The 14,863-nt window shown below is 55.0% G+C and carries 10 protein-coding genes and 2 pseudogenes; 5 read left to right on the top strand and 7 right to left on the bottom strand.

Going from position 1 to position 14,863, the window contains the following annotated elements; all coding sequences use genetic code 11:
- Positions 1–93: 93 nt before the first annotated feature.
- From CFR76_RS16225 to CFR76_RS16200, 6 genes and pseudogenes are all read right to left on the bottom strand, one after another.
- Entirely contained in the window at positions 94–1,461 is a 1,368-nt protein-coding gene (locus CFR76_RS16225; RefSeq protein ID WP_110557877.1) for an IS110 family RNA-guided transposase, read from the bottom strand.
- Between the two features lie 235 nt (positions 1,462–1,696).
- Positions 1,697–1,930, bottom strand: a pseudogene (locus CFR76_RS18560) (transposase); the annotation flags it as partial.
- Between the two features lie 144 nt (positions 1,931–2,074).
- Complete coding sequence (locus tag CFR76_RS16215) at positions 2,075–3,526, bottom strand: NCS1 family nucleobase:cation symporter-1 (protein WP_110557876.1); 1,452 nt, start codon at positions 3,524–3,526, stop codon at positions 2,075–2,077.
- Between the two features lie 39 nt (positions 3,527–3,565).
- Complete coding sequence (locus CFR76_RS16210) at positions 3,566–4,444, bottom strand: LysR substrate-binding domain-containing protein (RefSeq protein ID WP_110557875.1); 879 nt, start codon at positions 4,442–4,444, stop codon at positions 3,566–3,568.
- A 63-nt stretch (positions 4,445–4,507) separates the two neighbouring features.
- On the bottom strand, positions 4,508–5,746 hold the full coding sequence (locus CFR76_RS16205; RefSeq protein ID WP_110557874.1) for an amidohydrolase family protein: 1,239 nt from the start codon (positions 5,744–5,746) through the stop codon (positions 4,508–4,510).
- Positions 5,747–5,786: 40 nt separating this feature from the next.
- Positions 5,787–8,129 (bottom strand): TonB-dependent receptor, encoded by a 2,343-nt coding sequence (locus CFR76_RS16200; RefSeq protein WP_110557873.1) that lies wholly within the window; start codon positions 8,127–8,129, stop codon positions 5,787–5,789.
- Between the two features lie 572 nt (positions 8,130–8,701).
- On the opposite strand from CFR76_RS16200, the pseudogene CFR76_RS18555 reads away from it, so the two are divergent.
- Positions 8,702–8,840 (top strand): annotated as a pseudogene (locus CFR76_RS18555) (IS5/IS1182 family transposase); the annotation flags it as partial.
- Between the two features lie 325 nt (positions 8,841–9,165).
- On the opposite strand, the gene CFR76_RS16185 reads toward CFR76_RS18555, so the two are convergent.
- Positions 9,166–9,639: a GlcG/HbpS family heme-binding protein gene (locus CFR76_RS16185; protein ID WP_167402162.1), complete on the bottom strand. Its 474-nt coding sequence runs from the start codon at positions 9,637–9,639 to the stop codon at positions 9,166–9,168.
- Positions 9,640–10,448: 809 nt separating this feature from the next.
- On the opposite strand from CFR76_RS16185, the gene CFR76_RS16175 reads away from it, so the two are divergent.
- From CFR76_RS16175 to CFR76_RS16160, 4 genes are all read left to right on the top strand, one after another.
- Positions 10,449–11,150 (top strand): MgtC/SapB family protein, encoded by a 702-nt coding sequence (locus CFR76_RS16175; RefSeq protein WP_110557868.1) that lies wholly within the window; start codon positions 10,449–10,451, stop codon positions 11,148–11,150.
- Between the two features lie 212 nt (positions 11,151–11,362).
- On the top strand, positions 11,363–12,412 hold the full coding sequence (locus tag CFR76_RS16170; RefSeq protein ID WP_110557867.1) for an NAD-dependent epimerase/dehydratase family protein: 1,050 nt from the start codon (positions 11,363–11,365) through the stop codon (positions 12,410–12,412).
- Between the two features lie 297 nt (positions 12,413–12,709).
- Complete coding sequence (locus tag CFR76_RS16165; protein ID WP_244191990.1) at positions 12,710–14,164, top strand: amidase family protein; 1,455 nt, start codon at positions 12,710–12,712, stop codon at positions 14,162–14,164.
- A gap of 438 nt (positions 14,165–14,602) precedes the next feature.
- A partial coding sequence (locus CFR76_RS16160) for a transposase (protein WP_167402143.1) occupies positions 14,603–14,863 on the top strand: 261 nt, incomplete at its 3' end.

Below are 14,863 nucleotides of genomic sequence, written 5' to 3'. Positions count from 1 at the left end.
GGCATGAAGTCTGGCCTCCTCCGCCAGTCTTCATCTTGAATCACATCACATGCCCTTTGGAAATCCTGCGATTCAAGCTATTCGCAGCGTGCTCTAAGAAACAGCAGGTTGAGGATCTCCCGATATGGGCTGCAGTATGAACCCCAGAGACTGGGCGCGACGGTGCAAATTGGAGACGACACGTTTACGATGGATCTCGTCGTAATGACCCGCTCCAAGATCGGCATAGGCCATGCTGTGCCTGAGGGTATTGTAAAACAGGAGCGCTATTTTTCGGGCCATGGCGGTCACGGCCTTTACTTTCCCGACCCGGGCAGACAGGCGTCTGTAAAAGGCCCCCAACGCCGTATCGCTTCGCCCGAGCGTCGTGGCAGCCAGACGCAGAAGGGCTGCGGCTCGGCTTGAGGAGCGATGGGTACGCGATGAAAGAAGTTTGCCGCCAGAAATCTTGTTCCCAGGGGCCAGACAGAGCCAGGACGTGAAATGTTTTGCACTCGGCCAGGCACGAAGGTCTGTACCACATTCGGCTACGAGTTTGAGGGCCAGCGAAACACCGATGCCATGGATCTGCGTGAGATCCACCCCCAGCAATCGATACAGGATGCTGCGCACGTCGAAGGATGGGGCGCTAACCTGCTTTGTCCTGATCCGCGGCTTTGGGAGGTCTGCCGCAGGCTTCGCACTCTTGTGGCTCAGACGCAGCAGCAGCCCTTCCATGCGACGGTCACAGGCCACGATCCGTTCCTGGTAGATATCATAAAGCTCCAGCGCCTGTGTCAGCGCGAACACATGCTCGTCCCGATAATTTCCCATCAGGGCTGCCGATATCACTTCAGCCGATGAGCGGCACCTGATGTCGCGATTGGCAGCCAGCGTATTCGGATCACGTTCACCACCGACAATTGCCCGGATGATCTGCATTCCTGTGACACCCGTAATATCGGACACAACGTGATGGAGTTGCAGGTTCATTTCCATCAACGCTTTTTGCATGTGCTGAATATGTGCCGCCGCATACTCAACAAGACGCTCGCGTTGGCGCAGGTAGGCCCGTAAAGCGGCAATATCGGCCTGAGGCCGAAAGCTCCCGCGCAGCAGGCCGTAGGAATGAAGTTGCTGGAGCCAGGCGGCATCGCTCACATCTGTCTTGCGCCCGGGCACGTTCCTGGCGTAGCGCGCATTCACGAGGATGACCTCGAAACCATGCTGCTCAAGGATTTCATAAACCGGAATCCAGTAGACGCCGGTGGATTCCATGGCGACACTGGTAACGTTGCAGACCCTGAACCACTCAGCCAGCGTATGCAGGTCCGAGGTGAAAGTGCCAAAGGACCGGATCGGATTCTTTGCAGTCTCGGGTGAGACGGCCGCCATATGCATCCGTGATCCAATATCGATCGCGGCTGCTCCGTGAATGTGGCGGGCAAGCTCAGGGGTCGCTTTTGCAGATTTTCGGGGCATCGTAACATCTCCATGCACTATGCTGCAGGAGGGCGTGGAACATGCCAGTCAATCATCTTCCTAACCGGGATCACCGCAAGGCAGTGTCACCATTCTCAAGTCCGCACAGTTCCATGGACCACGTTTTTTAACGGGGACGAACCCGCCAATAAACTAACGGCCGCTACCATCCTGTCCGACACGATAGCACGACCTGTTTCTATGCCGCACAGGCGGGCATACGCCCGGGATCGTTTTTTAGGATTTCCCTTTCCTCCCGCAGAATCCGGTTCTCCAGGCGAAGACGTTCATTCTCGCGGGCCAGATCAGCCTGAGGTCCTGATGCCGGCTCGTCCGGACGATAATTCACTATCCATTTCGCCAGCGTGGATATGCCAATACCCAGGTCGGCCGCAACACGCGTGCGTGACAACCCACTGCTCAACGCAATCCTCACGGCCTCGCGCTTGAAATCTTCCGTATGCTTCATGGTCTCGTCGGTCTCCTCATACGAGCTTAAAACGCTCAGATGACCAGCACAAAACCGTTACAAGTCCAGAACGTACCATCATCCGAAGCATCCGGCTTACGAGCAGATGAATGTTGCAGATATAGTGGAGTAATATAGGCTGTTCTACCGTTTCATAAATACTTTATTCATGTTGTTTTTTTTGTAATTCAATATCGAATATATCAGGCCAGATAGGAAAACACCAATAAACCACGACATTGAATTAATAAACGAAAATATATGAAAAATCTGGCTAAAATATAGAAAAAACAAGGTAAGCAGCATGGAGGAAATGGCCGACATACGCCACCCATGGCAGCCATAGTAAGGACCGGAAAAAACATACAGCCAATTTACATGCAGCTTCTGGTGACGGATAAAATAATAATCCGCCAGCATGATACCGGTAATGGGCGCAAGTGTGCCGGCTATGATATTGAGAACCGTATAAATGTTTTCCGGATGGTCGAACCATAGCCAGGGAACGACACCAATACCCAGGAATAGGACCATTTTGCTCCCACGGTTGAAATCAAACTGACGGGGAAACATACTAAGCAGATCATATGCGGCTGGCATGATATTACCCGCCACGTTGACGGAAAGAGCGGCGATGATGATTGTCGCGCCACCGACAAGCGTCAGCAGGGTATTGTCAATCTTGACCAGAATGTCGACCGGATTCCATATCGGATATCCAAACTGCACAATCGTTGCCGATGTAATGAATATACTCATGGGTGTAAACAGAATGGCAGTCAGCGGCAGGCCAATTGCCTGACCAATCACCTGATCGCGCTGTGAACGGACAAAGCGCGAAAGATCGGGAATGTTTACGGCATAGGAGGCCCATATCCCGATAATGCTTGTCACCGCAGCCCCGAATTTCAACCAGAACGCCGTGCCCTGAAGGTGTGATGGTTGGTCAAAAAGTGGGCCGACACCATGACAGACATATATTGCCCATCCCGCTGCGATTCCCGCTACGATCATAACCAGTGGACCGGCGTATAATTCAAAATTGCGGATGCGGTGAACGCCATGGGTACTGATTACGCCATGCAGGACCCATATCATACACATTGCCAGCCACATCTGTATGGATTGTCCTCCAATGGCATATTCAAAATGCGCCCAGCCCGGCCACAGGGCGGATATGATGGCATTCAGCGCCTGTGATGCCGCATAGGCCTGTACGGAAAACCAGAAAATAGCGCATATGGCCCGCAAGCCAATCGGGATCATGGCCCCCCGCGGCCCAAAGGAAGAACGGATCAAGACACAGAAGGGAAGCCCATATCGCGTGCCCGAACGGGCATTGAACCACATGGCCACACACAGGGCAAAATAGGCTGAACCAATAATATAAAGGCACTGTAGCGCGGAAAACCCGATAGCCATAAGTCCTGCCGCAGCTTCGTAAGCTACGACATTATGGACCATGCCCATCCATACGGTTGCCATGTTGAACCAGTTCCAGTCCCTGCGTGATGCGGGTACAGGGGCAAGGTCGGCATTATACAGAACCGGATCGTATTCGAAATTATCATTTCTGCTGGATGCGAGTTGATTCATCTGATTTACGTCCCGGGAAAAGTATTCTGTGGTCTTGGATCAGTTTTCTGATATTGCCCTGCGGGGTACGATCTGCCTGGCATAACTTGCGATTGTATCAGCCAGGGACTTGACGGGGCCTTCCAGTTTTTCCGTCTTGCCTATGATGATGAAATCCACTTCCGGCAAGGAGGGCAGATCACCTGTCGAAACAAGGGAAGGATCATATTTTTCAAGAAACGAAGACTGCGCCGTAATGCCATAGCCCGCCCGTACGGCTGCGAATAATGCAGCCAGGTTTTCCGAACTGAAGGCAACATACCACGGTATTCTGGCGCGGTTCAGGGTTTCTATGGCAATCTTGCGGGTAATGGCGTCCTCAGGAAATACGACAATCGGGATGGCAGCCCCGATGTCAAAACTGTTGCCGAACCATGACAGTGGTTCGCGCCAGATGGTAATGCCGCGGGTATCACCAACACGTCGCTTCGTACACAGCAGATCCAGATCACCCGCATCCAGCGCTATCTGCAGGGATGCACTCAGCCCGACACGCAGGTGGACGTCAACCTTGGGATATTTTTCACGAAACAGCCCCAGTATTTCAGGCAGGCGGGTCAGGGCGAGATCCTCTGAAATGCCCAGTTTTATGTATCCCCGCACCACCGTCCGATCGAAATACGTCAATGCGCGGTCCTGGGCGGAGAGAATATCGCGCGCCAGGGCAATCATGACCTGTCCATCCGCCGTCAGTTCAACCTGTTTGGTGCTGCGGATCAAGAGCGAACGATTGACGATCTGTTCCAGTTTGTTCACATGCTGGCTCAGGGTGGACTGACCCAGGCCAAGTCGCTTTGCGGCTGACGTGAAATGCAATGTTTCGGCAACTGAAAGAAACGATCGCAGCAACTGGGGGTCAAGATCCTTCATGCTGTCCATACTGGCCATGTCTCCGCTTGTGTCGTTTATCCCCTCCATAGCACCGCATGTCCCGGCAGGTCATTATTGCGCACAGAAAGTCCGTCTTTTTCCATGCGTCGCAACCCTGCCCGTAACCAGTTCCACGCCATGATTATGGAAGGTGCGACGTCCGCGTTTCCATCCCGTCCGGACAGGCCGCAATTCCCTTACCGCCGTTGCGGGATCAGGCGCTTCCAGCAGAACGATATCAGCACTTCCCCCCAATTCGGGAAGACCGGCAACCCGTAATGCACCGGCGGGAATGACCGTCAACATATCGAATATCCATGCCATATCCTCATTTTGGTACAGTCTCTCCATATTGGCGAACAGATTGCCCATGCGCAGAAGATTGACATCACCAAACGGCGTAAAGGGGTTGACTACATTGTTGGTGCCAAGCGTGCACCGGCCCCCCATATGATGATATTGCAGTAACGGCGCCATCACGCCCCCCATCAGGAACAGGTCCGTGGCGGGCAGGGCGGTCAGCAGAATATCGGCCCGCAGCATGCCAGACAGGATGGGCTGAAGTCTGTCGGGCTGCATGACGGACAGTTTTGTCGCATGCCCGACCGAAACCCGTCCCTGATACCCCATGGCAAGGGTCTGCTCGATGATGAAGGGCAGGATGCTGCCTTCGGGTTCAACATCAAAATCGACATGGAAATCGACATCACAATCATATTGGGCTGCCAGTCGCATGATCTGGCGCACATGTTCACGCGGATCGGGATCGGTATACGGACAGCCCCCCACGGTATTGGCGCCCTGACGCAGCGCATGATCGAGCAGGCTTAGGCCATCAGCAAACTGTGTCAGCCCGTCTTGGGCAAAGGCGCATATCCGCAGGTCGATAAAGTCGGAATATTCGTCGCGTAAAATACGTAATGCATCCAGACTGCGCAGGCCGACATATTCATCCACCTCGACAAAGGTCTGCATGGCCATGGTGCCGCAGCCTATTGCGGCCTTGACCACCCGATCTGCCCGCATTTGGACATCATCGGTGGTAAAGGCGGATTTGGCCGCCTGCGTCGTGGCAATGGCGCTTTTGAGAGAGCCGTCCCTATTCTGGCATCTGTCCAGAATATAGGCCTTGTCCAGATGGATATGGCTTTCCACAAAGCCGCCAAAGGCCATGCAGTCCCTGCCATCTTCCTCCTCATCGCCATGGGTGTCTAGATGGGGGGCAAGCGCCACGATCCGTCCGTCCCTGACGCCTATATCCTGTCGTGCGGGGAAGGTGGGTATGGCGACATTGCGTATGATAAGATCCATAAAGCGAACATTTCCTGTTTTTATTATTGGTTTGGTCTGATTAAAACCCGGTCGAAAGCTGCGCCGCCACGGTAAAGCCGGAAGCGATATAGTAAGTCGGGCTTCCTGCCGAGGCGATGCTGGTGCCATTCATACCCCGCGTTGCATTGGCATTGGGCAGCACGGCGGCAATGCCGGACAGATAATGTGAATCCCACAAATTGATGAAATTAAGCTGGAATTTCGGTTTTTTCAGGAACCCGACAGAGGGCAGATAAGCCCCGATTGTCATGTCGGAATGAACCTGTGCCGGCATCTTTTCATCATTCATGAACGTCGCGTACTGACCGGACATGTATTTCAGGTTGAAATTGCCAAAAATGCGCCCGTCATCGTATGTCAGGCCAAGCGAGACCTGATAATGTGGGCTTTCGACGGCTGTTTTCCCCTTGGTAGGCAGGTAATCATTGCCGACACGAAAGTTGTTGTCCAATGTCGCGTGCAGGTATTCGAAAGAAGCATAAGGGCTGAAATGCCATATCGGGGCGCTGCCGATTTCCATATCCACGCCGCGTGTCGTCTGTCCACCTTCGTTGATGGTGGTTGAGACAGGCAGATTGCCAACATAAGTCTGGGTAGCGACCTGACGATTGGTAAAATTGTAATTGAAAAGCGTAACGGACCCGACAATCCGGCGTCCCTGATAACGATAGCCCAGTTCTTCCTCTATGGAGTATTCGTCTTTCTGCTGCCCTGCGCCCAGTGCCGTCTGCGCGCCTGTAGCCGGGCTATAGCTGCTGAAGAAACTTTCCCCCAGGGGTGGACGGAACCCGGTGGTTGCATTGAAAAAAACCTGATTACGGTTGTCGATCGTGTAATGTATGCCCAGACGCGGCAGCGGCTGGAAACTGTTGGCATGCATTCTGTAGGTCGTGCCGGGAATATGACTGGTGCCGACCCTGTCTACCATCATGGCCTTGATACCCGCTGAAATCTGCAGGCGATCATGAAGCAGGGATACCCGGTCGGTCAGGAACAGCCCGTTGACCTGTGTCATGATATTATAATCTTCGGACCGGAGCGGATGCCCGTTTGACATCATGACGGCAGGTGCCAGTCCCCGGCCGTTTTCGGGTAATCCACTTGTTGTAATCGGCGTGTAGTCCACCCAGTTGGAAAAATCGTCATATTCATACCAGCTTCCGACAGTCAGCTTGTTTATACCATTGGTGATATTGATTTTATCAACAAAGCCGGCCCTGTAGGGCGAATTGAGATAACGCTGGGCAACAGGGGCTACCCCATTGACCGCGTTGGGGAGGGAGGATGCATTTTCAACCTGGCTTGTGCCCCAGTATACGGAATTCGTAGGCAGGGTTGTGCCACTCAGCCCACCGCCTGAACCATGCCAGAAATAAGGCTCGACATTTGCCGTGATGTTATGGGCAAGGCGGAAGGTGGACGGCAGCCCGATATTTATATCCTCCCATGGGTTGCGGTACAGTTGCCAGTACTGGGCATTGGCCGCGGGGGAACCATTTGCAACAAATGTCGGGCTATAATAATTGGATCGGCCTGTCTGGTTCCATTGCTGCAATGTAGGTTCGTAATAATTTGATATATCCTGATATGCCCATGTAAAGACTGCGGCAACACGGTTGCCGTCGCCCCATTCCTTCAGGAATTTGGCGTCAACGTGCAGACGGTTATCCGTGCCCGGGCCTGTAAAATGCTGGTCGTGAAAATTGGAAAATGACATCCAGCCGCGTATGCCCGTATGTCCGATATCTCCAGTATTGACGCGTATGAATTCCTTCTTTGAATTCCACGTTCCGAACATGGCTGAGGCATAGCCGCCAAATTTATGGTCCGGATCAATGGTCTGATAATTCACCATGCCACCCAGATCAACAAATACTGGTGTATCAATCGCTGATGACCCCTGGGACAGGCTTGCGCTTTGCAGGTTTTCCGCATCGACAAGCTGGGAGGGAAAAATCGTACCGGAATTGGTATCATTCTGGGGTGTGCCATCAACCAGAAAACCGATTTCCTGTTGATTAAGTCCCCGAACGGACATCGTTACCTGATTACTCATGCCAAATGCATCTGACGTCGCAACATTCGCACCGGGCATGTTCTGCACAAGGTTAAGTACGCCCGCACCTGCAACCTGTTTTGAGATATAACTTCTGTCAACTGAACTGATTGACTGTTCAGCCTGTATGCGTGCAATCTGCCCGCTTGCCAATACTTTGTGTAACTTGCGGGAAACGACTATGTTTTCAGGCTTGGTCGTGGCTACATTCCTGCTTTCAGACGCAGGAGAAGCCGCCTGCCCGACAAAAGGCACGATAATTATGCCTGTTCCCAGAAAAACGGCAGTATAAAAAGATGACTTCATACCGCACCTACCTTTATATTTATACGTATGCATTGAAAATGCCATTTGTAATAAGGCACATTACGAATGCATGATTCATTATTAAGAACACATGGGATGAAACCATCCCCTGTCATGTCAGCATCACGTTAATCTCGATATCGGATATAATGGTTGTCATATATCGCAGAGTCAAATGAATTATGGATTCGTAACGAGTTTCTGCGTGAAGGTGCGAAAGGTTCTGTTCCGTTATCTGACAGGTAAATTGAAAATAAACGGTTTTCCGAAATTGCGACGTATAATGAATGATCGGCAGGCGCTGTTGTAATACGGTTGCAGGCGTAAGATGCGGGGGAACGGATCATCATCCACATCCCGGGAACCATCCTCGTGCGTAATGACAGACAATCAGGTGTCTGGTTTAGGCATCTGCTGGTCAATATGTCCGCTGGCCGGATGATCGCGCCCTCTGCCTGACGCCATACCGACATACATTTTTAGTGCTATAGTTGCATTTTATGGCGCGAATGCGCACGGATGGCGCTGACCTGGTGTGTTCGTCGAAAGACGGACCACCTGATGATGTGGGCGGCGGGTATGTTGGTGAAAAAACTGCGCACGGCCCTTGTGCAACTCGGCCAATGGACCATTGAAATCGTCAGGCGCTCCGACGGGGCAACGGGTTTTGTTGTCCTGCCCGGCCACAAGCGTAGCGTCACCCAACGTACTGCCTGCTTCACCGTCGAAGGGAATGCCCTTCGTTACCAGACGTCATGATGCCCTGTGCGTCGACCGATCGCACCTTACCCCCATCGATCGAAGGTGTTGAAACGGGTCTGTGTTGACTACGAAACTGATAAGAGACTGTTTGAAAACAACCCGTTGATAAAAAATAATAAAAGTTTTTGGGTGCTGCCTTTTTTCAAAAAGGCGGCGTTCTTTCGAAGCTTTTGCAAAAAGCTTCACCAAAAACTTCCTTTAATTTTAAAGCGCTATCATGAACTGACTTTTCAAACAGTCTCTAAGAGCAGCCAGCATCAGGCCGAATGCCTGGTCAATGGCCCATTGCTTCGTTTGAGAAGGCCGAGGCGGCATCACGCGCGATGCGGGCATCGTTTTCGTTCCTGATGCCGGCCACACCGATCGCCCCCACGATGGTATCGCCAGCTTTCAACAGCATGCCACCGCGCAACGCCACGAAGCCTGCGATGCTGGGAGCAGTGCGGTCTTTGCTGCCATTATCATCGCTTTTCTGGAACGGACGTCCCATGAGCGCAGAGGTTCGCGCCTTCCACAGCGCCAGATCCGGGCTGCCATTACGGATATTGTCGAAACGATCGAATGCCATCAACTCTCCCGAACGGTCAACGACGGCTATGGCGCACGGCGCGTTGATTTGTGCAGCGCTACGCATCGCGGCCTGTAGAACGAATTGTGCGCCGGCACGGTTGAGCGTGCTGGCAGGCTGGGATAGCGGAACAGCCGCGACGGGTAATACGATCATCCATGGGGCCATGACCGCGATCATGAATGCCCGAAGTATTTTTGTCCTTATGAAGTATGGGATATAGTCCTGATGGTGGATGTCGGGTAAGCATAAACGCATCATGGCATGCAATTTAAAGCATGTACCTGACGTGAATATGAACCGGATACGATTCGGTCTGTGTGGACAATCAAAATATTCCAGTCTTCAAGGCGTAATTACACGATACGATGGGTATGTCGACCGCAGGCATGCCGATCTTTCGCCTTGACGCGGTGTTACAAAGATACTATCGCCCCATCCCGTAAACCAATGGACTGATATGAAACCTCGATCTAGCAAAACATGCGGTGAAAATGATGGGCGATGCGCCAAAGCATCTATCCATGTCTTCGCTGGATGTTCTCACGTCCGGAAAATGATTCACCGGTAGAGGTTGCCCGCCAGCGGACACCTGCTGGCGTCTGGTTCTTCGGGCATCCCTGCTGCGACCCGGAGAAACCGACATGTTTCATGTTTCGCATATGCATCTCATCACGTCCTATGCCCGCATAGGCAGTATTCGTGCCTTGTTCCCTGACGTGTCGTCAGGGTCGGGACAGGATTCGAAAACAGGTACCTGATACCTTGATGACAGACGCGACAGTCGTCGCGTCAGGGAGAATTTGCATGGCGATGATCCATGTCGAGCGCCTTCGGGCATCCCTCTGCCTGCGGCTGGCAGGTATCCTTATGACCGCGACGCGGCATCTGGGACAGCACGGACTCCTCTCCTCCACGATGATGAGCCGGAGCCTGCACCTTTCAAATCGCTGCTCACGCAACTGGGCGCTGACCAGGAGTGATGCGCGATGACTGCTGGACACGCTTTCTGGGAAACCGCGCTGGCACTTTCGGTCTCCTTCATACTTGGGGCCATCATCGGGCTGGAACGCCAGTATCGGCAACGCACCGCAGGCTTGCGAACGAATGTGCTCGTGGCCGTCGGAGCCGCCGCATTCGTCGATCTCGGCGTACGCATGGGTGGCAATGACGGATCGGTGCGGGTCATTGCCTATGTGGTATCCGGAATCGGCTTTCTGGGCGCTGGCGTCATCATGAAGGATGGTGGTCAGGTCCGGGGGCTGAATACCGCGGCGACACTCTGGTCAACCGCAGCCGTCGGCGCGTTCTCGGGCAGTGGCCTGACAGGCGAAGCCATGTTGGTCGCGCTGTTCATTCTCGCGGGCAATACCCTGTTGCGTCCGCTTGTCGAATTCATTGACCGCCGTCCCCTGAACCCGGAAACGACAGAAGCCCTCTATCGGATGCACGTCATCTGCCATCCGGAAAATGTATCCACTGCCCGTGACCTGCTGGCCGATGAACTGGAGCATCATCATTATCCGATACAGGATATCGAAACCCTGTCGGAAGGAGATGATTATATTGAACTGGCGGCCCTTCTAGTCCCGACATCAGCCGATCCAAAGGAGCTGGATATTGTGAGCGAGCATATTGCGCGTAGCCCGGATGTCATCAGCGCGACATGGAGCGTCAGTACGACCAATTAAGGCATGGGTCACAAAAATGTCGCCAGACACGCCTGGAAAGCAGGACGGGACGGGCGCAGGATGGCATCGTCAGCCTGGCTGGAGACATACCGCGCAACACGTCTGGCAAGGCCAGCAAGGGCGCAACGACACAGACATTCTAAACGCAATGATGGGCTGCATCGGCATGGGACAGCACCGCGCAGTGTCGTCTTGCAGCCAGGAGAACAGAATTGGTTTACAAAGCACTTGTCGCAGGCGCGAACGGCATCATTGGCAAGGCCCTGCTGGAGGAACTGGCCCACACACCCGGCTGGGAAGCCCGTGGCCTGTCCCGCCGCCATGGCGATATCCGCGCGGACCTGACCGATGGCCCGCAGGCGCGCAAGGCGCTGGAAGCAGCGGCGGACTGCACGCACCTGTTCTATGCCGCCTATGGTCCCGGTGGCGGACTGGCCGAGGAGGATACGCGCAATGCGGCCATGCTGCGCAACCTGCTGGATGGGTTGAAGTGCGCCGGCGCACCGCTGAAACGGGTCGTCCTGTATCAGGGCGCCAAGGTGTATGGCGTGCACCTTGGCCCGGTTTCGACACCATTTTACGAAGATGAAAACCCCAGGCCGATCGGCCCGAATTTCTATTTTACGCAGCAGCGTGAATTGCAGGCCCGCCATGAAGCCGGTGGTCCCGAATGGACGATCCTGCGCCCCGATGTGGTCGTGGGTGATGCCGCGGGCAATGCGATGAACATCGCAACCGTCATAGGCGCCTATGCCGCCATCTGTGCTGCCGACGGGGCCGCGTTCCGGTTTCCCGGCTCCTGCAAGACGTATGACCGCTGCCTGGCGCAGGTTACGGATGCCCACGCTTTGGCTCGCGCCAGCCTGTGGGCGGCAATATCCGACACGGCCGCCGGTCAGGCCTTCAATTACGTGCATGCGCCCTTCCGGTGGCGCCGGATATGGGAAGGTGTTGCGCGGCATTTCGGCCTGACCACGGGCGAGCCGATCCCGTTTTCGCTGGCCGGGCATATGCCCGCGCTCGCCCCGGTCTGGGACGTGATTGGCAGGGATCTGGTACAACCCGATTACGCCAAAGCCGTTGGCTGGGGATTTGGCGACTTTGTATTCGGGACAGAGGCCGATGTCGTATCCGACATGACAAAGATCCGGCTGGCTGGATACGCGCAGGATGCCGATCCGCTCGCGGTCCTGATTGGCGCGATCGAACGCCAGCAGCATCATGGTGTGATCCCGCGTATCGGAACGTGCAGGAAGCGTTAACCCCGCCGCCGGACAAGGGGGCATTCCCGTTCTGATCCATCATGATTGATGCGGGGGTCCGCCCCTCCTGACCGAAATGCCCATGTTTCCCCTGCCTGCCCCCTGGCCCGCGTGGTCTCGATCAGGATTCTTTGGCCTGGGAACAGGGGGACCGCCATCTGGCCGTTCAGCGCGGGAAGTGCCCCGCAACTTCTGCCCTCGCCACGCACCTTTCCAGATGATTATGAATCGGGACGGTATCGAATCGATCGCCATGGCGCTAAAGAAAATGTTCGATGAAACCGCAAGGGACATGAAATGATGGCTGCCGCCCGATCCACTGCTGACGTGACCGACCTGTGTGATCTTGACGCCGTTAGCCTGCTTGGCGCTTATGCCAGCGGCGAAATTTCGCCTGTAGATGTCATGCGGGCAGTGCTGGAACGCGCGCATGCCGTGCAGCCGGTTCTCAATCCTTTCGTGCATATCGATGATGATGCGGCCCTTGCCGCCGCGCGTGTATCCGAACGGGCATGGCGTGGCGGCCTGCCGGTGCGACCGCTGGAAGGGGTGCCGGTATCCATCAAGGATACGGCCATGGTGAAGGGCTGGGTGCTGGGGCGCGGGTCGCGGCTGTCCATAGGACAGTCGCCGGCAACCGAGGATGCCCCGGCCTGTGCGCGTATCCGTGCATCCGGCGCGTTGATCTGGGCCTGTACCACGACCTGCGAAGGGGGATGGAAGGCGGTGACGGACTCACCGCTGACGGGTATTACGCGCAATCCGCATGACCCGCGGGTTTCACCCGGCGGCAGCAGCGGTGGGGCGGGTGCCTCCATGGCGGCTGGATGCGGGCCGCTGGCGCTGGGAAGCGACGGCGGCGGCTCCATCCGTGTGCCAGCAAGTTTCAGTGGTGTGTTCGGGTTCAAGGCCACTTACGGGCGGGTGCCCCAGTGGCCCATGAGCATCCATTATTCCGACTTTTCCCATTATGGGCCGCTGACCCGTTCGGTGGCGGATGCCGCGCTGATGCTGTCGGTCATTGAAGGCTATGATGCCCGCGATCCGTACAGTTTCCCGCGCGCGGCACCCGGTGCATTCATGGCGGGGCCACTTCCCCTGTCCGGTCTGCGCATTGGCGTGACGGATGATTTCGGTTGCCTGCCTGTCGATCCGGAAGTGCGCGCGGCGTTTCATGCCGCGGTTGCCATTGTGGAACAGGCCGGGGCGGTGATCTGCCCTGTACCGGCATTTGCCGACTGGCGTCCGGATTATCGCGTGCTGTGGCAGTCCCGTGCCTGGCAGGCCCTGAAGGCCGTTCCCGCAGACAGGATCGATCTGGTGGACCCGGAATTCTGGGCCGAGGCCCGGAAAGGGCGCGACCTGGGGGCGCAGGCGATCGCGGATGCGCACGCCGCGCGGGTACGTTACCGGCAGGAAGCAGGCGTTATGTTCCAGAATTTCGACATTGTCCTGTCGCCTGCCGTCTCCATCCTCCCGTTCGAGGCTGGAAAGACCGTGCCGGATTCCTCATGGCCGGACTGGCTGGAATGGGGTGGGTTTGCGTTCCTGAATAACCTGACCGGACAGCCTGCGGCATCGCTGCCGATCGGTTTTTCCGCGACGGGCCTGCCGATTGGCATGCAGGTCGGTGGGAAATCCATGGATGACGTGACCGTCCTGCGCGTCTGTCAGACGTTGCAGGGGCTGATGCCGGATGCGTGCAGTGTGCCGTCCACGCTTATGGCGAAGCTGGAACACGCTCGGAACTGAAATCCGGACCGTGTTTTCATTTGTATGTGGGGGCGATGGAAAAATCCATTTCCCCCTGAATGTAATGGCAGATATGCCGCCTGCAAATAATGGCGCCATCAGGCGATTGCAGGGCATGCTGCCCGCGACATGATGGGAATATGCGGCTTTTCGGGTCGTGATCGGGTGAAGCAAGGGCTTCATTCAAAAGTCTGCTTATGAAACGTGATATAAAGTATAAGAGGCTGTTTGAAAACAAATCATTGATAAAAACAATAAAAGTTTTTGGGGTGCTGCCTTTTTTCAAAAAGGCAGCGTTCTTTCGAAGCTTCTGCAAAAAGCTTCACCAAAAACTTCCTTTAATTTTAAAGCGCTATCATGATCTGACGTTTCAAACAGTCTCTAACAGCCTGTCGGGTTGGGGTACCCTGTGAAGGGGAGAGGTTGTAAGATGGTGTGATGAGCAGCTTCATCCCGTTTGACCGGTCTCAGCCGTATCTTCTGCCGCCTGATCTGAAGTCGTGGCTTCCGGCTGATGATATGGCGCATTTCATTTTAGCCGCCGTTGAGCGGGTTCCGATGAGTGCGTTCTGCGTGCCAGTGCGCACGGGAGGCAAGGCACAGTATCATCCGCGCCTGATGCTGGCCCTTCTGATCTTCAGCTATGCGAACGGGTTGTTTTCCTCACGCCGGATCGAGCGGGCGACATATCGCGACATC

The sequence above is a fragment of the Komagataeibacter swingsii genome (assembly GCF_003207895.1).
In the GTDB taxonomy this organism is placed as follows: Bacteria; Pseudomonadota; Alphaproteobacteria; order Acetobacterales; family Acetobacteraceae; genus Komagataeibacter; species Komagataeibacter swingsii.
This window is presented reverse-complemented; position numbering and strand designations above follow the sequence as displayed.